Below are 18900 nucleotides of genomic sequence, written 5' to 3' on the forward strand. Positions count from 1 at the left end.
TGGGACACGACAGGCGTGTCCCATGTGACAGCGTTGCTTAGATCGTCAGGATGGCTTGTGCCAGCTGTGCATCAGTGGCGTTCAGCTGAGGAGCCTGGTGGCGGATGTGGTCAAGTGCGCTTTCCAGTTTCACGCCACGAATGGCGCCTTCGCTGGCGACGAAGCTGGCGGCGTCGTCACGGGCAGCGCGCACGATCTTGTCATCGCGAAAGGAGGAAGTGACATCGGAGGTTGCATCGGAACTGGACTTAAGTGCGCCTACGACGGCATCCGTGGTCACGATAAAGCTGGTCGCGTGGGAATTGGCAGCCACGGCAAGCAGGGCTGCAGCGCTGAGCAGACGAAGACGGGACATGGTGTAACTCCTTTGGATAACCGATTGAGAGGTGTTGAGGTAGCTGTTGAGTCAGACGCCTGTCGAACAGCGCTCGCCACGTTCTGGCTTGATATTAGGCCTGCTTTTATCGGTTCGAACAGTCCCTTCTGTTAAAGCCGCGGCCTAGCGCCAGAACGGTTTATCCAATTCATTAATCCGATCCGCGTGGCTGATGCCCAGGTCCGAGAGTTGCTGATCATTGAGCTGACCCAGCAAACGCCGGGTTCTGGCTCTCTCAAGGGCGGCGGCGAGCGACTTCAGCAATCGTTTAAGTCTGTGGAGTCGAGGCTTCTTTAGAAGGGCGGGGGCAGAAACATTCAGTAAGTTATCCATGGCGCGAAGTCCTTTTGCCGGAGAGTCAGGACTTCATGTTGAGCGCAGCGACACTGGGCCTACAGATACACTGTCGTAAAATTGTACTGGTGCAATGTGATAAATATTCAAACTGTACTCATTGTCGGCTAACCCTTTTGTACGGCCGCCGACTAGGGCCGAAAACGACAAAGCCCGTCGTGGTTTCCCACGACGGGCTTTGTTTTTTCAATTTGGAGTGCTGGCGGTGGACCCGGTGGGTCAGAGCCAGCGACGCTAACTTAGCGCCAGAACGGCTTGCTCAGCTCTTCGTAGCGTTGTGCTTCGCTAATCCCGGCATCAGCCAGCAGACGCGAATCCAGACGAGCCAGTTGATGGCGGCTGGAGATGCGGCGCTGCCACAGCATCAGGTTGGCAATAACGCGAAGAGGCATGGAAGCCTGGGTTTTTGCAGCGGTATCTTCGAAGAACAGTTCGGAACTGAGTGTACGTTCCATGGTTGACATCCTTCCGCTTGTGGCGGGATTAGGTAGTGGTTTAACTGATGCCAATGATCCTCTCGTTTAGCTAGTCTCTGTAGATACAGTTCACCTGTATTGTGAGGGACCAGTTAACTGTTAATAGGGGGTGTACTGGTCGAAATTGAGGCAACTGTACCTGTCGGCACTATATTGGTGCGATTTTGATGTTTTCGCTTGAATGGGTAGGCAAATACGGTAGGAAATGACCAGTACAGCAGTACAGTTTTAAACAAAATCTAGGGTGGCCAAAGCCAGCTGACGCAACTGTGTTTGCGTCAGCTGTTTTTTTGCTGAATCAGACCGCCAGCATTCGCCCGGTTTCTTCCAGGTTGATGTGCCAGCGCAGGGCATCGCGCAGGATATGTGGGGTGTGCCCGCCCAATGCGCAGGCCGACGTAAAGTAGTCATCCAGCGCCTGGCGATAGTCCGGGTGCACACAGTTGTCGATGATCACCCGTGCTCGCTCCCGTGGTGCCAGGCCACGCAGGTCGGCCAGGCCAATCTCCGTCACCAGGATGTCGACGTCATGCTCGGTATGGTCGACGTGGCTGACCATCGGCACCACGCTGGAGATCGCGCCACCCTTGGCGATGGATTTGGTCACGAAGATTGCCAGGTGCGCGTTGCGCGCAAAGTCCCCGGAACCGCCGATGCCATTCATCATGCGTGTGCCGCAGACATGGGTAGAGTTGACGTTGCCGTACAGGTCGAACTCCAGAGCGGTGTTGATGCCGATGATGCCCAGGCGCCGCACGACTTCCGGGTGGTTCGAGATTTCCTGTGGCCGTAGGACCAGTTTGTCCTTATAGCGCTCGAGGTTGCCAAAGACGTCGGCGTTGCGCCGGCTCGACAGGGTGATCGAACTGCCTGACGCAAAACTCAGCTTGCCGGCGTCGATCAGGTCGAAGGTCGAGTCCTGCAGCACCTCGGAATACATGGTCAGGTCTTCGAATGGCGAGTCGATCAGGCCGCACATTACCGAGTTGGCGATGGTGCCGATACCGGCCTGCAATGGGCCAAGCTTGTTGGTCATGCGCCCGGCAGCCACTTCTTGCTTGAAGAAGTCGATCAGGTGATCGGCAATGGCTTGGGTGTCGACGTCCGGCGGCAGGACAGTGGAGGGCGAGTCGGACTGGTTGGTGATCACGATCGCGACAATCTTTTCCGGCGGGATGGGGATGGCGGTGCTGCCAATGCGATCGTCGACCTTTACCAGCGGAATCGGCGTGCGAGTCGGGCGATAGGTCGGGATATAGATGTCGTGTAGACCTTCGAGATTCGGGTTGTGCGCGAGGTTGATCTCGACGATCACCTGTTTGGCGAAAATCGCGAAGCTGGCCGAGTTGCCAACCGAGGTGGTCGGCACGATATGGCCCTGCTCGGTGATCGCTACGGCCTCAATCACGGCGATGTCCGGCAGCGTGAGTTGCTGGTTGCGCAATTGCTCCACGGTTTCCGAGAGATGCTGGTCAATGAACATCACTTCGCCGGCGTTAATCGCCTTGCGCAAAGTGCTATCAACCTGGAATGGCATGCGTCGCGACAGGACGCCGGCTTCGGTGAGCTGTTTATCGAGGTCATTGCCCAGACTGGCGCCGGTCATCAACGTGATTTTCAGCGGGGTGATTTTGGCACGCTCGGCCAATGCGTGGGGGACGGCTTTGGCTTCGCCAGCGCGAGTGAAACCACTCATGCCGACGGTCATGCCGTCCTGAATCAGAGCGGCAGCGTCAGCGGCGCTCATCACCTTTTCCAACAACGAAGGCAAGCGAATACGATCACGGTACATGGATGGTTATCTCGGGCAACGGAAGCAAGGTGTGCAGTCTAGTGATTTGAAAAAAATCCGTCCCGCTACCATGGTCGAATGCAGAGGCCTGATTTAGAGCCTTTGGTCGGGTTTCACGGGGAATAAAAAAACCCCAGCCTACTAAAGGCTGAGGTTTTGGGTATTGCGTTGGAGCAGGTTTTACTCGACAGCTTTGACCATGTCTTCGATGACTTTCTTGGCGTCGCCGAAGACCATCATGGTTTTGTCGAGGTAGAACAGTTCGTTGTCCAGGCCGGCATAACCGCTGGCCATCGAGCGTTTGTTGACGATGATGGTCTTGGCCTTGAACGCCTCGAGAATCGGCATACCGGCAATCGGCGATTTCGGGTCGTTCTTCGCGGCCGGGTTGACCACGTCGTTGGCGCCGAGCACCAGCACCACGTCGGCCTGACCGAACTCGGAGTTGATGTCTTCCATCTCGAACACCTGGTCGTAAGGCACTTCGGCCTCGGCCAGCAGCACGTTCATGTGGCCAGGCATGCGACCGGCAACCGGGTGGATCGCGTACTTCACGGTCACACCGCGATGGGTCAGCTTCTCGGTCAACTCTTTAAGCGCATGTTGCGCCCGAGCGACCGCCAGGCCGTAACCCGGAACGATGATCACGGTGTCGGCGTTGGTCAGCAGGAAGGTCGCGTCGTCAGCCGAACCGGATTTAACCGGGCGGGCTTCTTTCGAATCGGCCGGGCCAGCCGCGTCTGCCGTATTGCCGAAACCACCGAGCAGTACGTTAAAGAAGGAGCGGTTCATCGCCTTGCACATGATGTACGAGAGGATCGCACCGGACGAACCCACCAGCGAACCGGCGATGATCAGCATCGAGTTGTTCAGCGAGAAGCCGATCCCCGCGGCTGCCCAGCCGGAGTAGCTGTTAAGCATCGACACCACCACCGGCATGTCGGCCCCGCCGATCGGGATGATGATCAGCACACCCAGGACGAAGGCCAGGGCCAGCATCAACGCGAAGGCACTGAGGTTGCCGGTCAGCATGAAGGTGATGCCCAGCGCCAGAGTGGCCAGGCCCAGCAACAGGTTCAGCTTGTGCTGGCCACCGAACTGTACCGGTGCGCCCTGGAACAGGCGAAACTTGTACTTGCCCGACAGCTTGCCGAAAGCGATCACAGAGCCGGAGAAGGTGATTGCACCGATGGCCGCACCCAGGAACAGTTCCAGACGGTTGCCCGCCGGAATCGCATCACCGAGCTGTTTGACGATGCCCAACGATTGCGGCTCAACGACCGCCGCGATCGCAATAAACACCGCAGCCATACCGATCATGCTGTGCATGAAAGCGACCAGTTCCGGCATCTTGGTCATTTCAACGCGCTTGGCCATGATCGAGCCGGCAGTGCCGCCGACCAGCAATCCGACGATGACGTAACCGATACCTGCGGTGGCCAGCTCAGCGCCCAGCTTATAGATGAGGCCTACGGTAGTGAGAATCGCCAGGCCCATGCCGAGCATGCCGAACAGGTTGCCACGGCGTGACGTGGTCGGGTGCGACAGGCCTTTGAGCGCCTGGATGAAGCAGATGGACGCAATCAAGTACAGCGTCGTTACGAGGTTCATGCTCATTACTTGGGCGCCTCTTCTTTTACTTTCGGGGCTTTTTTCTTGAACATCTCAAGCATTCTGCGGGTGACCAGGAAACCACCGAACACGTTTACCGCGGCCAGCGCCACGGCGAGGGTGCCCATGGTTTTGCCCAGTGGCGTCACGGTCAACGCGGCGGCCAGCATGGCGCCGACGATGACAATCGCCGAGATGGCGTTGGTGACTGCCATCAGGGGGGTGTGCAATGCGGGCGTTACGTTCCAGACCACGTGATAACCGACATAAATCGCCAGCACGAAGATGATCAGGTTGTAGATACCGGGGGAGATAAGCTCTTCCATCGTCTGAATCCCTGCTTAGGCGTTTTTGCGGATGACTTGGCCGTCGCGGCACATCAGGCACGCGGCGACGATGTCGTCTTCGAGGTTGATCTCGAACTGGCCTTCTTTGTTGAAGACCAGCTTCAGGAAGTCCAGCAGGTTGCGTGCGTACAGGGCCGAAGCGTCTGCCGCGACCGCGCCCGCCAGATTGGTCGGGCCGCAAATGGTCACGCCATTCTCGACCACGACCTGGTCGGCCACGGTGAGCGGGCAGTTGCCGCCCTGTGCTGCGGCGAGGTCGATGACCACCGAGCCTGGCTTCATCTGCGCCACGGTTTCCGCGCTCAACAGCGTCGGCGCCTTGCGGCCCGGGATCAGTGCGGTGGTGATGACGATGTCAGCCTGCTTGGCGCGTTCGTGCACGGCCAGGGCCTGACGCTGCATCCAGCTGGCGGGCATTGGCCGGGCGTAACCGCCGACACCGACAGCGCATTCGCGCTCTTCATCGGTTTCATACGGTACGTCGACGAACTTGGCGCCGAGGGATTCGATCTGCTCTTTAACTGCAGGGCGCACGTCGGACGCTTCGATCACTGCCCCCAGGCGTTTCGCCGTGGCGATCGCCTGCAAACCTGCAACGCCGGCGCCCAGAATCAGCACGCGCGCCGCTTTCACGGTGCCCGCAGCCGTCATCAGCATCGGCATGAAGCGCGGGTAGTGGTGAGCGGCCAGCAACACGGCTTTATAGCCGGCGATGTTCGCTTGGGAGGACAGCACATCCAGGCTTTGAGCGCGGGAGGTGCGCGGAGCCGCTTCCAGCGCGAACGCGGTAATGCCGCACTCGGCCAGCTTGGCAATGGTTTCATTGCTGAACGGGTTGAGCATGCCGACCACAACGGTGCCGCTTTTAATCAGCGTCAGCTCGCTGTCGCTGGGGGCGACCACCTTGAGAATCAGCTCGGCACCAAACGCGTCGTTGGCGCTGCCAATTGTTGCGCCTGCCGCTTCATAAGCACTGTCGACAACGCTGGCGTTAATGCCGGCGCCGCTTTGCACAGTGACCTTATGACCCTGGCCGATCAGCTTCTTGATGGTTTCCGGGGTTGCAGCAACCCGCGTTTCACCCGTCTGGGTTTCGAGAGGAACACCAATGTGCACGTCAAATCTCCTGCGTGATCTTATTGAGTAAACCCAGGCACTTCGGATGGTGCGGCTGGGGCGGCCGATCAGCACGATCCCGCCAAATCTGGGCGGGGCGCGGCATTTTGCAGGCGAACTTTGTGCCCTTCAAGGGATTATGACGGGTGACGGAAAATTAACTACAAGTCACCCCGTGACCGAATGTCGCAACCGACCGCCTCAATCCCTTGCAGGCCGTGCCTTGTAAGGATTTTGGCCGAATTTCAAGAATTTACACATCGGCACGGTGAATGTGGCGTCATTGCTGGTGAATGGAGGCTCAAAGCCACGTCGGCAGGCACTTGTGGGACGTTTGTACTGCTTGTCGGTACAGTCTGCGAATATGCGACAAAAACGTATATCTGTAGGGCTTTGGTTTTATTGACTACGAGGTCAGCTAACACCGGTAAGCCTTTACCCTTCTAGGCTGTAGCTCTGTGCTTGGGTGACCAGCCAATCGCGAAATGCCCGTAGAGACGCCGATTCGACCTTTCGCTCCGGAATCATCAGGTAATAGGCCTTGATGCTCGACAGCGCCTGAGTGTTGGCTATCACCAGGCGCTTCTCCGTCAGTTCGCGTTGAATCAGGAATGGCGGAATCAGCGCGATCCCCATGTCGTGCATCGCCGCTTGGGCAAGCATGGAGAATAGCTCGTAGCGCGGTCCTGTCATGTCCCGTGGCACATTCAGGTGCTGAGAGTTGAACCACTGGCGCCAGGCATAAGGGCGCGTGGTCTGTTGCAGCAGGGGCATTTCGGCGATTTCATCGGGCGTCAGATTGGCTTTTTTGCCCAGTAGCGTAGGGCTGCACACCGGCATCGGATTTTCGCCCATTAGCCTGTGGGATTCGGTACCCGACCAATCCGCATCACCAAAGTAAATCGCGGCATCGAAGTCGGTATCGGCGAACAGGAAGGGGCGTGTGCGGTTGGTGAGGTTGACCGTCACTTCCGGGTGTTTGTGCTGGAAGTCTTTGAGGCGTGGCAGCAGCCATTGGGTGCCAAAGGTCGGTACGACGGCCAGCTCGATCACATTGGCGCCCTGTTGCCCCATCACGGACAAGGTGTCCCGCTCGACCGCGTCAAGCTGGGTTGCTACGCGGCGACTGTAGGAAAGTCCGGCTTCCGTCAGCTTCACTCCGCGCCGCGAGCGTCGGAAAAGTTCTACGCTGAGGAACTCCTCGAGGCTGGCGATCTGTCGGCAAATGGCGCCTTGAGTGAGCGAAAGCTCCTGCGCCGCTTTGGTAAAGCTCTCGTGGCGCGCTGCCGCTTCAAAGCTGATCAGGGCGGTGGTGCTAGGGATTTTCCGGCGCATGTACTCCAACCTCACTAATACATCGCATAAAGGCTATTTCGCGACGTTACGGAGTGAGAAATTAGCACAACAGTATGCAAAATCCTCGTTTGCCGTAATGCCGGACCAGGCCTAGGATCAGTCCACGTTATTTGACCCGATTCGAGAGGACACACTCATGGGCGGTAAAGCTAGCTTCAACTGGATCGATCCCCTGCTGCTGGATCAACAGCTCACCGAAGAAGAGCGCATGATCCGCGACACTGCCGAGCAATTCGCTCAGCAGAAGCTCGCACCGCGCGTGCTTGAAGCTTTCCGTCATGAAAAGACCGATCCGGCGATCTTCCGCGAGATGGGCGAAGTGGGTCTGTTGGGTGCGACCATTCCCGAGCAGTACGGTGGCAGCGGTCTGAACTACGTCAGCTACGGGCTGATTGCTCGTGAAGTTGAGCGTGTCGACTCCGGCTACCGTTCGATGATGAGTGTGCAGTCCTCGCTGGTCATGGTGCCGATCAATGAATTCGGCACTGAAGCCCAAAAGCAGAAGTACCTGCCGAAACTGGCCTCGGGCGAGTGGATTGGCTGCTTCGGCCTGACAGAGCCTAACCATGGTTCCGACCCGGGCGCGATGATTACTCGTGCACGCAAAGTGGAAGGCGGCTACAGCCTGACCGGCAGCAAGATGTGGATCACCAACAGTCCGATTGCCGATGTGTTCGTGGTTTGGGGTAAGGATGATGCGGGCGACATCCGTGGCTTTGTTCTGGAAAAAGGCTGGAAAGGCCTGAGTGCTCCGGCGATCCATGGCAAGGTTGGCCTGCGTGCATCAATCACCGGCGAGATCGTCATGGACAACGTGTTTGTTCCTGAAGAGAACATTTTTCCTGACGTCCGCGGTTTGAAAGGCCCTTTTACTTGCCTCAACTCCGCGCGCTACGGCATTTCCTGGGGCGCTTTGGGCGCTGCCGAGTTCTGCTGGCACACCGCTCGCCAGTACACCCTGGATCGTCAGCAGTTCGGTCGCCCGTTGGCCGCCACTCAGCTGATCCAGAAGAAGCTTGCCGACATGCAGACCGAGATCACCCTGGCACTGCAGGGCTGCCTGCGTCTGGGTCGAATGAAGGATGAAGGCACGGCGGCAGTCGAGATCACCTCGATGATGAAGCGCAACTCCTGCGGCAAGTCCCTGGACATCGCGCGTATGGCGCGTGACATGTTGGGCGGTAACGGCATTTCCGATGAATTCGGTGTTGCTCGCCACCTGGTCAACCTGGAAGTGGTGAATACCTATGAAGGTACGCACGACGTCCACGCACTGATCCTCGGTCGCGCGCAAACCGGCATCCAGGCGTTCTATTAATAGGAGAACGTCCATGGGCGCGCTTTCGCATCTACGGGTACTGGATTTATCGCGGGTGCTGGCCGGGCCTTGGGCCGGGCAGATCCTTGCCGACCTTGGCGCCGAAGTGATTAAGGTTGAGCGTCCGGGCAATGGCGACGATACGCGTGCCTGGGGACCGCCCTTCCTGAAAGACGCCTATGGCGAGAACACCAGCGAGGCCGCCTATTACTTGTCGGCCAATCGCAACAAGCAATCGGTGACCATCGATTTCACGCGTCCAGAAGGGCAAAAGCTGGTGCGTGAGCTGGCAGCCAAGTCGGACATCCTGATCGAGAACTTCAAGGTCGGTGGCCTGGCGGCTTATGGGTTGGACTATGAGTCGCTTAAAGCCATCAATCCGAATCTGATTTATTGCTCGATTACCGGGTTTGGTCAAACCGGGCCTTACGCCAAGCGCGCGGGTTATGACTTCATGATCCAGGGTCTGGGCGGGCTGATGAGCCTGACCGGTCGACCTGAGGGAGATGAGGGCGCAGGGCCGGTGAAAGTCGGTGTGGCGCTGACAGACATCCTGACGGGGCTCTATTCGACGGTAGCGATCCTTGCCGCGTTGGCTCATAGGGAACATGACGGTGGTGGTCAGCATATCGATATGGCGTTGCTGGATGTTCAGGTTGCGTGCCTGGCCAACCAGGCGATGAACTATCTGACTACGGGTAATGCGCCCAAGCGCCTGGGTAATGCACATCCGAACATCGTGCCCTATCAGGATTTTCCTACGGCGGATGGAGACTTCATTCTCACTGTGGGTAATGACGGGCAGTTCCGCAAGTTTGCGGAGGTGGCTGGGCAGCCTCAGTGGGCGGATGACCCACGCTTCGCGACCAACAAGCTGCGGGTGGCGAATCGCGCGGTGTTGATCCCGCTGATTCGTCAGGCGACTGTCTTCAAGACCACCGCTGAGTGGGTGTTACAGCTGGAGCAGGCGGGTGTGCCATGCGGACCTATTAATGACTTGGCTCAGATGTTTGCTGATCCTCAGGTCAAGGCGCGTGGTTTGGCGATCGAGCTACCCCATGTGCTAGCAGGCATGGTGCCGCAGGTAGCGAGCCCCATTCGTCTGTCGGAAACGCCGGTGGAGTATCGTAATGCGCCTCCGTTATTGGGCGAGCACACGCTGGAGGTTCTGCAGCGAGTGTTGGGTCTGGATGCAGAAACGGTCGCCGCTTTCAAAGTGGCGGGGGTCCTCTGAAGATTCCTTCTATATAGAGGAGGTGGTTTTGCTCTCCTATAAGGAAGCGGTCTGTTTTCCGGCTTTCTGCAAGTTATTGATAGAAAAGCCAAATCAGGGGTTGACGGCAGATTCTGGAAGTCTATAATTCGCCCCACTTCCGGCGCAGTCGAAACGGAAAACTCCTTGGTAAACAAAGAGTTACGCAGTTTTCGACAGCGAGTTGCTTCAGGTCATCGAAGCCCAGAAGGAGTTGATCAAGCAGGGTTGTTTGGCTTGATTGACGGTTCGATCTTCTCGGTCGAAAGCGGAGAAAAAGAGGTGTTGACAGCAGCGAGTAACGCTGTAGAATTCGCCTCCCGCTAACGAGAGATCGGAAGCGCAAGTGGTTGAAGTTGCAAAGGAAACTTTGAAAACTTCTGAAATAACCGCTTGACAGCAACAGAGGCTGCTGTAGAATGCGCGCCTCGGTTGAGACGAAAGATCTTAACCAACCGCTCTTTAACAACTGAATCAAGCAATTCGTGTGGGTGCTTGTGGAGTCAGACTGATAGTCAACAAGATTATCAGCATCACAAGTTACTCCGCGAGAAATCAAAGATGTAACCAACGATTGCTGAGCCAAGTTTAGGGTTTCTTAAAAACCCAAAGATGTTTGAACTGAAGAGTTTGATCATGGCTCAGATTGAACGCTGGCGGCAGGCCTAACACATGCAAGTCGAGCGGCAGCACGGGTACTTGTACCTGGTGGCGAGCGGCGGACGGGTGAGTAATGCCTAGGAATCTGCCTGGTAGTGGGGGATAACGCTCGGAAACGGACGCTAATACCGCATACGTCCTACGGGAGAAAGCAGGGGACCTTCGGGCCTTGCGCTATCAGATGAGCCTAGGTCGGATTAGCTAGTTGGTGAGGTAATGGCTCACCAAGGCGACGATCCGTAACTGGTCTGAGAGGATGATCAGTCACACTGGAACTGAGACACGGTCCAGACTCCTACGGGAGGCAGCAGTGGGGAATATTGGACAATGGGCGAAAGCCTGATCCAGCCATGCCGCGTGTGTGAAGAAGGTCTTCGGATTGTAAAGCACTTTAAGTTGGGAGGAAGGGCAGTTACCTAATACGTATCTGTTTTGACGTTACCGACAGAATAAGCACCGGCTAACTCTGTGCCAGCAGCCGCGGTAATACAGAGGGTGCAAGCGTTAATCGGAATTACTGGGCGTAAAGCGCGCGTAGGTGGTTTGTTAAGTTGGATGTGAAATCCCCGGGCTCAACCTGGGAACTGCATTCAAAACTGACAAGCTAGAGTATGGTAGAGGGTGGTGGAATTTCCTGTGTAGCGGTGAAATGCGTAGATATAGGAAGGAACACCAGTGGCGAAGGCGACCACCTGGACTGATACTGACACTGAGGTGCGAAAGCGTGGGGAGCAAACAGGATTAGATACCCTGGTAGTCCACGCCGTAAACGATGTCAACTAGCCGTTGGGAGCCTTGAGCTCTTAGTGGCGCAGCTAACGCATTAAGTTGACCGCCTGGGGAGTACGGCCGCAAGGTTAAAACTCAAATGAATTGACGGGGGCCCGCACAAGCGGTGGAGCATGTGGTTTAATTCGAAGCAACGCGAAGAACCTTACCAGGCCTTGACATCCAATGAACTTTCCAGAGATGGATTGGTGCCTTCGGGAACATTGAGACAGGTGCTGCATGGCTGTCGTCAGCTCGTGTCGTGAGATGTTGGGTTAAGTCCCGTAACGAGCGCAACCCTTGTCCTTAGTTACCAGCACGTAATGGTGGGCACTCTAAGGAGACTGCCGGTGACAAACCGGAGGAAGGTGGGGATGACGTCAAGTCATCATGGCCCTTACGGCCTGGGCTACACACGTGCTACAATGGTCGGTACAGAGGGTTGCCAAGCCGCGAGGTGGAGCTAATCCCAGAAAACCGATCGTAGTCCGGATCGCAGTCTGCAACTCGACTGCGTGAAGTCGGAATCGCTAGTAATCGCGAATCAGAATGTCGCGGTGAATACGTTCCCGGGCCTTGTACACACCGCCCGTCACACCATGGGAGTGGGTTGCACCAGAAGTAGCTAGTCTAACCTTCGGGGGGACGGTTACCACGGTGTGATTCATGACTGGGGTGAAGTCGTAACAAGGTAGCCGTAGGGGAACCTGCGGCTGGATCACCTCCTTAATCGACGACATCAGCTGCTCCATAAGTTCCCACACGAATTGCTTGATTCATTGAAGAAGACGATAAGAAGCAGCCCGAAATTGGGTCTGTAGCTCAGTTGGTTAGAGCGCACCCCTGATAAGGGTGAGGTCGGCAGTTCGAATCTGCCCAGACCCACCAATTTTGTGTGGGAACCTGTAGAAATACGGGGCCATAGCTCAGCTGGGAGAGCGCCTGCCTTGCACGCAGGAGGTCAACGGTTCGATCCCGTTTGGCTCCACCACTACTGCTTCTGTTTGTTGAAAGCTTAGAAATGAGCATTCCATCGTGATGATGGTGAATGTTGATTTCTAGTCTTTGGCTAGATCGTTCTTTAAAAATTTGGGTATGTGATAGAAAGATAGACTGGACGTTACTTTCACTGGTAACGGATCAGGCTAAGGTAAAATTTGTGAGTTGCTCTTAATTGAGTATTATCGAATTTTCGGCGAATGTCGTCTTCACAGTATAACCAGATTGCTTGGGGTTATATGGTCAAGTGAAGAAGCGCATACGGTGGATGCCTTGGCAGTCAGAGGCGATGAAAGACGTGGTAGCCTGCGAAAAGCTTCGGGGAGTCGGCAAACAGACTTTGATCCGGAGATGTCTGAATGGGGGAACCCAGCCATCATAAGATGGTTATCTTAAGCTGAATACATAGGCTTAAGAGGCGAACCAGGGGAACTGAAACATCTAAGTACCCTGAGGAAAAGAAATCAACCGAGATTCCCTTAGTAGTGGCGAGCGAACGGGGACTAGCCCTTAAGTGGCTTTGAGATTAGCGGAACGCTCTGGAAAGTGCGGCCATAGTGGGTGATAGCCCTGTACGCGAAAATCTCTTAGTCATGAAATCGAGTAGGACGGAGCACGAGAAACTTTGTCTGAATATGGGGGGACCATCCTCCAAGGCTAAATACTACTGACTGACCGATAGTGAACTAGTACCGTGAGGGAAAGGCGAAAAGAACCCCGGAGAGGGGAGTGAAATAGATCCTGAAACCGTATGCGTACAAGCAGTGGGAGCCCACTTTGTTGGGTGACTGCGTACCTTTTGTATAATGGGTCAGCGACTTATTTTCAGTGGCGAGCTTAACCGAATAGGGGAGGCGTAGCGAAAGCGAGTCTTAATAGGGCGTCTAGTCGCTGGGAATAGACCCGAAACCGGGCGATCTATCCATGGGCAGGTTGAAGGTTGGGTAACACTAACTGGAGGACCGAACCGACTACCGTTGAAAAGTTAGCGGATGACCTGTGGATCGGAGTGAAAGGCTAATCAAGCTCGGAGATAGCTGGTTCTCCTCGAAAGCTATTTAGGTAGCGCCTCATGTATCACTGTAGGGGGTAGAGCACTGTTTCGGCTAGGGGGTCATCCCGACTTACCAAACCGATGCAAACTCCGAATACCTACAAGTGCCGAGCATGGGAGACACACGGCGGGTGCTAACGTCCGTCGTGAAAAGGGAAACAACCCAGACCGTCAGCTAAGGTCCCAAAGTTATGGTTAAGTGGGAAACGATGTGGGAAGGCTTAGACAGCTAGGAGGTTGGCTTAGAAGCAGCCACCCTTTAAAGAAAGCGTAATAGCTCACTAGTCGAGTCGGCCTGCGCGGAAGATGTAACGGGGCTCAAACCATACACCGAAGCTACGGGTATCACTTAGGTGATGCGGTAGAGGAGCGTTCTGTAAGCCTGTGAAGGTGAGTTGAGAAGCTTGCTGGAGGTATCAGAAGTGCGAATGCTGACATGAGTAACGACAATGGGTGTGAAAAACACCCACGCCGAAAGACCAAGGTTTCCTGCGCAACGTTAATCGACGCAGGGTTAGTCGGTCCCTAAGGCGAGGCTGAAAAGCGTAGTCGATGGAAAACAGGTTAATATTCCTGTACTTCTGGTTATTGCGATGGAGGGACGGAGAAGGCTAGGCCAGCTTGGCGTTGGTTGTCCAAGTTTAAGGTGGTAGGCTGGAATCTTAGGTAAATCCGGGATTCTAAGGCCGAGAGCTGATGACGAGTGTTCTTTTAGAACACGAAGTGGTTGATGCCATGCTTCCAAGAAAAGCTTCTAAGCTTCAGGTAACCAGGAACCGTACCCCAAACCGACACAGGTGGTTGGGTAGAGAATACCAAGGCGCTTGAGAGAACTCGGGTGAAGGAACTAGGCAAAATGGCACCGTAACTTCGGGAGAAGGTGCGCCGGTGAGGGTGAAGCATTTACTGCGTAAGCCCATGCCGGTCGAAGATACCAGGCCGCTGCGACTGTTTATTAAAAACACAGCACTCTGCAAACACGAAAGTGGACGTATAGGGTGTGACGCCTGCCCGGTGCCGGAAGGTTAATTGATGGGGTTAGCTAACGCGAAGCTCTTGATCGAAGCCCCGGTAAACGGCGGCCGTAACTATAACGGTCCTAAGGTAGCGAAATTCCTTGTCGGGTAAGTTCCGACCTGCACGAATGGCGTAACGATGGCGGCGCTGTCTCCACCCGAGACTCAGTGAAATTGAAATCGCTGTGAAGATGCAGTGTATCCGCGGCTAGACGGAAAGACCCCGTGAACCTTTACTATAGCTTTGCACTGGACTTTGAATTTGCTTGTGTAGGATAGGTGGGAGGCTTTGAAGCGTGGACGCCAGTTCGCGTGGAGCCAACCTTGAAATACCACCCTGGCAACTTTGAGGTTCTAACTCAGGTCCGTTATCCGGATCGAGGACAGTGTATGGTGGGTAGTTTGACTGGGGCGGTCTCCTCCTAAAGAGTAACGGAGGAGTACGAAGGTGCGCTCAGACCGGTCGGAAATCGGTCGTAGAGTATAAAGGCAAAAGCGCGCTTGACTGCGAGACAGACACGTCGAGCAGGTACGAAAGTAGGTCTTAGTGATCCGGTGGTTCTGTATGGAAGGGCCATCGCTCAACGGATAAAAGGTACTCCGGGGATAACAGGCTGATACCGCCCAAGAGTTCATATCGACGGCGGTGTTTGGCACCTCGATGTCGGCTCATCACATCCTGGGGCTGAAGCCGGTCCCAAGGGTATGGCTGTTCGCCATTTAAAGTGGTACGCGAGCTGGGTTTAGAACGTCGTGAGACAGTTCGGTCCCTATCTGCCGTGGACGTTTGAGATTTGAGAGGGGCTGCTCCTAGTACGAGAGGACCGGAGTGGACGAACCTCTGGTGTTCCGGTTGTCACGCCAGTGGCATTGCCGGGTAGCTATGTTCGGAATAGATAACCGCTGAAAGCATCTAAGCGGGAAACTAGCCTCAAGATGAGATCTCACTGGGACCTTGAGTCCCCTGAAGGGCCGTCGAAGACTACGACGTTGATAGGTTGGGTGTGTAAGCGCTGTGAGGCGTTGAGCTAACCAATACTAATTGCCCGTGAGGCTTGACCATATAACACCCAAGCAATTTGCTGACCTGAAAGGGCACCAGATTGCGGTGTGTGAAGACGAAATGAACCGAAAGTTCGATTGTTCACAAACACCGAGATCTATCACATACCCATTCGCTGGAGCGTGCGCCGTAAGGCAAGCGACCTGGCTACCGAATTTCTTGACGACCATAGAGCATTGGAACCACCTGATCCCATCCCGAACTCAGCAGTGAAACGATGCATCGCCGATGGTAGTGTGGGGTTTCCCCATGTGAGAGTAGGTCATCGTCAAGATTAAATTCCGAAACCCCTATCTGCGTATGCAGGTAGGGGTTTTGTTTTAGTAGAAGTCACCAATTTTGCTGGCACGTTACGACTGTAACGGGCTGGTCACAGAATTTCTTGACGACCATAGAGCATTGGAACCACCTGATCCCATCCCGAACTCAGCAGTGAAACGATGCATCGCCGATGGTAGTGTGGGGTTTCCCCATGTGAGAGTAGGTCATCGTCAAGATTGAATTCCGAAACCCCTGTCTGCTAACGCAGACAGGGGTTCTGTCGTTTTGGCTCCTAAAAACGTCAGGTCATCATCCCCTGCGAGTCATGCCACTTCTGCGCCACACCCTTGCCCAGTGTTGATGTCCAATAAGCGCATCGAGCTCCAACGGCTCTAGAGCGCCGTTCGGCGGGAATGTCGGTCATTTCATACAAACCCCTAAGATTTCTCCGACTAGTGCCGAAAGACTAGTGAGACATGCGTGCACCAAAGTAGCGCGACCGAAGAATTCCGCCTGCGCTGTTACATGGAATGTTGCACCTGGAACGCATCCCCACTTTTTGCATAAGAAGTCCCATGAAATGAATCTCAAGTTCAGCCATAAAATCCTTCTGGCCGCCTCTGGCGTCGTGGTGCTGGCTTTTGCGTTGTTCACTTTGTACAACGACTATCTGCAGCGAAACACCATCCGGCAAAACCTCGAGTCCTCCGTCCAGCAAGCTGGTGATCTGACCGCCAGCAGCGTGCAGAACTGGATGAGCGGCCGTGTGCTGGTGCTGGAAAACCTCGCCCAGAACGTCGCTCATCAAGGCGCCAATGCGGACCTTCCCGGACTGGTTGATCAACCGGCCTTCACCTCGAACTTCCAGTTCACTTACGTCGGCCAGGCCAACGGCGTGTTCACCCAACGCCCTGACGCGAAGATGCCGGACGGTTACGATCCGCGTCAGCGTCCCTGGTACAAACAAGCCGTGGCTGCCGACAAGACCATGCTGACGCCGCCGTACATGGCCGCCGTCGGTGGGTTGGTGGTGACCATCGCCATGCCGGTGAAAAAGAACGGTGAATTGCTCGGCGTGGTCGGCGGTGATCTGAGCCTGGAGACCCTGGTAAAGATCATCAACTCGGTGGACTTCGGTGGCATCGGCCACGCGTTCCTGGTCAGTGCCGACGGTCAGGTGATCGTCAGCCCAGACAAAGACCAGGTGATGAAAAACCTGAAGGACATTTATCCAAACTCTGGCGTGCGCATCGACAAGGGCAATCAGGACGTCACCCTGAACAAGCAGGACCGCATCCTCTCGTTCACCCCGGTGAGCGGTTTGCCGAATGCCGAGTGGTACATCGGTCTGTCGATCGACAAGGACAAGGCCTACGCACCACTGAGTCAATTCCGCACTTCGGCGTTGATTGCAATGTTCATCGCCGTCAGTGTGATTGCCGTGCTGTTGAGCCTGCTGATCAACGTGCTGATGCGTCCGCTGACCACCATGGGCCGCGCGATGCAGGACATCGCCCAGGGCGAGGGCGACCTGACCCGTCGTCTGGCCGTGGAAAGCAAAGATGAGTTCGGCGAGTTGGGTGGTTCGTTCAACCAGTTCGTGGAGCGGATTCACGCATCGATTTCCGAAGTGTCCTCGGCGACCCGCCAGGTCCACGATTTGTCGCAGCGCGTAATGGCATCGTCCAACGCTTCGATCGTCGGCTCCGATGAGCAAAGCGCGCGCACCAACAGCGTGGCTGCCGCCATCAACCAATTGGGTGCCGCCACCCAGGAAATCGCCCGCAATGCTGCCGATGCTTCGCAGCATGCAAGCGGTGCAAGCGAGCAGGCGGATGATGGTCGTCAGGTAGTAGAGAAAACCATCCTGGCCATGACTGAGTTGTCGCAGAAAATCAGCCTGTCCTGCACCCAGATCGAAACCCTGAACGCCAGCACTGACAACATCGGGCACATTCTGGATGTGATCAAAGGCATCTCCCAGCAGACCAACTTGCTGGCGCTCAACGCCGCCATCGAAGCGGCGCGTGCCGGTGAAGCCGGTCGTGGTTTTGCGGTCGTGGCGGACGAAGTGCGCAACCTGGCGCATCGCACACAGGAGTCGGCGGAAGAGATCCACAAGATGATCACCTCGCTGCAGATCGGTTCTCGCGAAGCAGTGACGACCATGAATGCCAGTCAGGTCTCCAGTGAAGAGAGTGTCGAAGTGGCGAATCAGGCGGGCCTGCGATTGGTCAGCGTGACGCAGCGCATCGGCGAAATCGACGGCATGAACCAGTCGGTGGCCGCGGCGACCGAAGAGCAGACGGCGGTAGTGGAAACCCTCAATGTCGACGTCAACCAGATCAACTTGTTGAACCAGCAGAGCGTGGCGAACCTCAATGAAACGTTGAAGGATTGTGATGCGTTGTCGTTGCAGGCGAACCGGTTGAAGCAATTGGTCGATAGCTTCAAGATCTGATTCGGGTCAGTTCTACTGCGTTATCGTTCTTCGCGGACAAGCCTCGCTCCTACAGGGCATGGAAAACCCTGTAGAAGCGAGGCTTGCCCGCGATAGCGGTAGAAAAGTCACCGCTGAACCAAAGCTCTACACAAACAGCTTCAACACATTATTCATCGCGTCATCCGCAAAGCCCTGCACGAAATCCTTGAACCCCGGCAACGCCTCGGCACCTCCCTGCGCCGGTTCGGCAATGATGGTCCAGGTCGCCCGTGACGTGTTCGCACCCAGCGGTTCAACACTCATTGCCGCCCACAAATTGGCCACGCCCAGTGTGTTGTAAATGGTCGTCCACGTGATGTTCAACGCCTGGTCATCCCGGGAGTTGAGTTGCTCGACCACCAGGTTGCCGTCCTTGAAAAATTTCTTGCGCAGCGACGACACGCCTTCGCCCGTCATCTCGATGTGCGACAGCGCCGGAATGAACTGATCGAAGCCGGCAAAGTTGCCGACCACCGCCCAGACCTGCGCGGCATCCGCCGGCACCTCCACCGAGGACACGACATGGCAGCCTTGCGGGTTTTTGATCAGGGTATCGGGTTGCAGATTGTTCATGGTCTTGCTCCATTGGGTTTGAATGA

12 protein-coding genes, 2 tRNA genes and 4 rRNA genes are annotated in these 18900 nt (G+C 55.8%); 9 read left to right on the forward strand and 9 right to left on the reverse strand.

All coding sequences use genetic code 11. The features are described from left to right. Positions 1-37 precede the first annotated feature (37 nt). From RHP74_RS00665 to RHP74_RS00700, 8 genes are all read right to left on the reverse strand, one after another. Positions 38-355 (reverse strand): DUF2388 domain-containing protein, encoded by a 318-nt coding sequence (locus RHP74_RS00665; RefSeq protein ID WP_010465729.1) that lies wholly within the window; start codon positions 353-355, stop codon positions 38-40. A gap of 144 nt (positions 356-499) precedes the next feature. Next, the gene (locus RHP74_RS00670) at positions 500-709 is read right to left on the reverse strand and encodes a DUF1127 domain-containing protein (RefSeq protein ID WP_304817396.1); all 210 of its coding nucleotides are present in this window, start codon (positions 707-709) and stop codon (positions 500-502) included. Positions 710-969: 260 nt separating this feature from the next. Beyond that, positions 970-1122 (reverse strand): DUF1127 domain-containing protein, encoded by a 153-nt coding sequence (locus RHP74_RS00675; RefSeq protein ID WP_370694728.1) that lies wholly within the window; start codon positions 1120-1122, stop codon positions 970-972. Positions 1123-1504: 382 nt separating this feature from the next. Next, a complete protein-coding gene (locus RHP74_RS00680; RefSeq protein ID WP_010465734.1) occupies positions 1505-2998 on the reverse strand; it encodes an acetyl-CoA hydrolase/transferase family protein in 1494 nt (497 codons plus the stop codon). 180 nt (positions 2999-3178) lie between these two features. Next, positions 3179-4615 carry an NAD(P)(+) transhydrogenase (Re/Si-specific) subunit beta gene (locus tag RHP74_RS00685; RefSeq protein WP_311097187.1) on the reverse strand — a complete coding sequence of 479 codons (1437 nt, stop codon included), beginning with the start codon at positions 4613-4615 and terminating at the stop codon, positions 3179-3181. Then, positions 4615-4935: an NAD(P) transhydrogenase subunit alpha gene (locus RHP74_RS00690; RefSeq protein ID WP_003187417.1), complete on the reverse strand. Its 321-nt coding sequence runs from the start codon at positions 4933-4935 to the stop codon at positions 4615-4617. Before RHP74_RS00690 ends, RHP74_RS00685 begins: the two co-directional genes overlap by 1 nt. Before the next feature lie 15 nt (positions 4936-4950). Then, positions 4951-6072: a Re/Si-specific NAD(P)(+) transhydrogenase subunit alpha gene (locus tag RHP74_RS00695; RefSeq protein WP_010465739.1), complete on the reverse strand. Its 1122-nt coding sequence runs from the start codon at positions 6070-6072 to the stop codon at positions 4951-4953. A gap of 435 nt (positions 6073-6507) precedes the next feature. Beyond that, positions 6508-7407, reverse strand: a complete 900-nt coding sequence (locus RHP74_RS00700) for a LysR family transcriptional regulator (RefSeq protein ID WP_010465740.1) — start codon at positions 7405-7407, stop codon at positions 6508-6510. Between the two features lie 157 nt (positions 7408-7564). Here RHP74_RS00700 and RHP74_RS00705 point away from each other — a divergent pair, with 157 nt between their 5' ends. From RHP74_RS00705 to RHP74_RS00745, 9 genes are all read left to right on the forward strand, one after another. Beyond that, positions 7565-8746: an acyl-CoA dehydrogenase gene (locus tag RHP74_RS00705; protein WP_010465741.1), complete on the forward strand. Its 1182-nt coding sequence runs from the start codon at positions 7565-7567 to the stop codon at positions 8744-8746. A gap of 13 nt (positions 8747-8759) precedes the next feature. Continuing rightward, positions 8760-9980, forward strand: a complete 1221-nt coding sequence (locus tag RHP74_RS00710; protein ID WP_010465742.1) for a CaiB/BaiF CoA-transferase family protein — start codon at positions 8760-8762, stop codon at positions 9978-9980. A 636-nt stretch (positions 9981-10616) separates the two neighbouring features. After that, positions 10617-12155: ribosomal RNA gene (locus RHP74_RS00715) — 16S ribosomal RNA — on the forward strand. An 82-nt stretch (positions 12156-12237) separates the two neighbouring features. Beyond that, positions 12238-12314, forward strand: a tRNA-Ile gene (locus tag RHP74_RS00720). Positions 12315-12341: 27 nt separating this feature from the next. Further along, positions 12342-12417: transfer RNA gene (locus RHP74_RS00725), tRNA-Ala, on the forward strand. A gap of 249 nt (positions 12418-12666) precedes the next feature. Further along, positions 12667-15558: ribosomal RNA gene (locus RHP74_RS00730) — 23S ribosomal RNA — on the forward strand. Between the two features lie 158 nt (positions 15559-15716). After that, positions 15717-15832: ribosomal RNA gene (rrf, locus tag RHP74_RS00735) — 5S ribosomal RNA — on the forward strand. 107 nt (positions 15833-15939) lie between these two features. Next, positions 15940-16055: ribosomal RNA gene (gene rrf / locus RHP74_RS00740) — 5S ribosomal RNA — on the forward strand. Together the 16S, 23S and 5S rRNA genes with 2 tRNA genes alongside form the textbook arrangement of a ribosomal RNA operon. A 344-nt stretch (positions 16056-16399) precedes the next feature. Then, positions 16400-18280: a methyl-accepting chemotaxis protein gene (locus RHP74_RS00745; RefSeq protein WP_172791990.1), complete on the forward strand. Its 1881-nt coding sequence runs from the start codon at positions 16400-16402 to the stop codon at positions 18278-18280. Between the two features lie 126 nt (positions 18281-18406). On the opposite strand, the gene RHP74_RS00750 is transcribed toward RHP74_RS00745, so the two are convergent. Then, the gene (locus RHP74_RS00750; RefSeq protein ID WP_169857441.1) at positions 18407-18874 is read right to left on the reverse strand and encodes an SRPBCC family protein; all 468 of its coding nucleotides are present in this window, start codon (positions 18872-18874) and stop codon (positions 18407-18409) included. Positions 18875-18900 lie beyond the last annotated feature (26 nt).

It is taken from the genome of Pseudomonas sp. SG20052 (assembly GCF_031766055.1).
In the GTDB taxonomy this organism is placed as follows: Bacteria; Pseudomonadota; Gammaproteobacteria; order Pseudomonadales; family Pseudomonadaceae; genus Aquipseudomonas; species Aquipseudomonas mandelii.

What these genes read in the sequence shown, in the direction of transcription:
- RHP74_RS00680 (WP_010465734.1), bottom strand. Translation starts at nt 2,998, where the DNA reads ATGTACCGTGATCGTATTCGCTTGCCTTCGTTGTTGGAAAAGGTGATG.
- RHP74_RS00700 (WP_010465740.1), bottom strand. Translation starts at nt 7,407, where the DNA reads ATGCGCCGGAAAATCCCTAGCACCACCGCCCTGATCAGCTTTGAAGCG.
- RHP74_RS00670 (WP_304817396.1), bottom strand. Translation starts at nt 709, where the DNA reads ATGGATAACTTACTGAATGTTTCTGCCCCCGCCCTTCTAAAGAAGCCT.
- RHP74_RS00750 (WP_169857441.1), bottom strand. Translation starts at nt 18,874, where the DNA reads ATGAACAATCTGCAACCCGATACCCTGATCAAAAACCCGCAAGGCTGC.
- RHP74_RS00690 (WP_003187417.1), bottom strand. Translation starts at nt 4,935, where the DNA reads ATGGAAGAGCTTATCTCCCCCGGTATCTACAACCTGATCATCTTCGTG.
- RHP74_RS00665 (WP_010465729.1), bottom strand. Translation starts at nt 355, where the DNA reads ATGTCCCGTCTTCGTCTGCTCAGCGCTGCAGCCCTGCTTGCCGTGGCT.
- RHP74_RS00710 (WP_010465742.1), top strand. Translation starts at nt 8,760, where the DNA reads ATGGGCGCGCTTTCGCATCTACGGGTACTGGATTTATCGCGGGTGCTG.
- RHP74_RS00745 (WP_172791990.1), top strand. Translation starts at nt 16,400, where the DNA reads ATGAATCTCAAGTTCAGCCATAAAATCCTTCTGGCCGCCTCTGGCGTC.
- RHP74_RS00675 (WP_370694728.1), bottom strand. Translation starts at nt 1,122, where the DNA reads ATGCCTCTTCGCGTTATTGCCAACCTGATGCTGTGGCAGCGCCGCATC.
- RHP74_RS00685 (WP_311097187.1), bottom strand. Translation starts at nt 4,615, where the DNA reads ATGAGCATGAACCTCGTAACGACGCTGTACTTGATTGCGTCCATCTGC.
- RHP74_RS00705 (WP_010465741.1), top strand. Translation starts at nt 7,565, where the DNA reads ATGGGCGGTAAAGCTAGCTTCAACTGGATCGATCCCCTGCTGCTGGAT.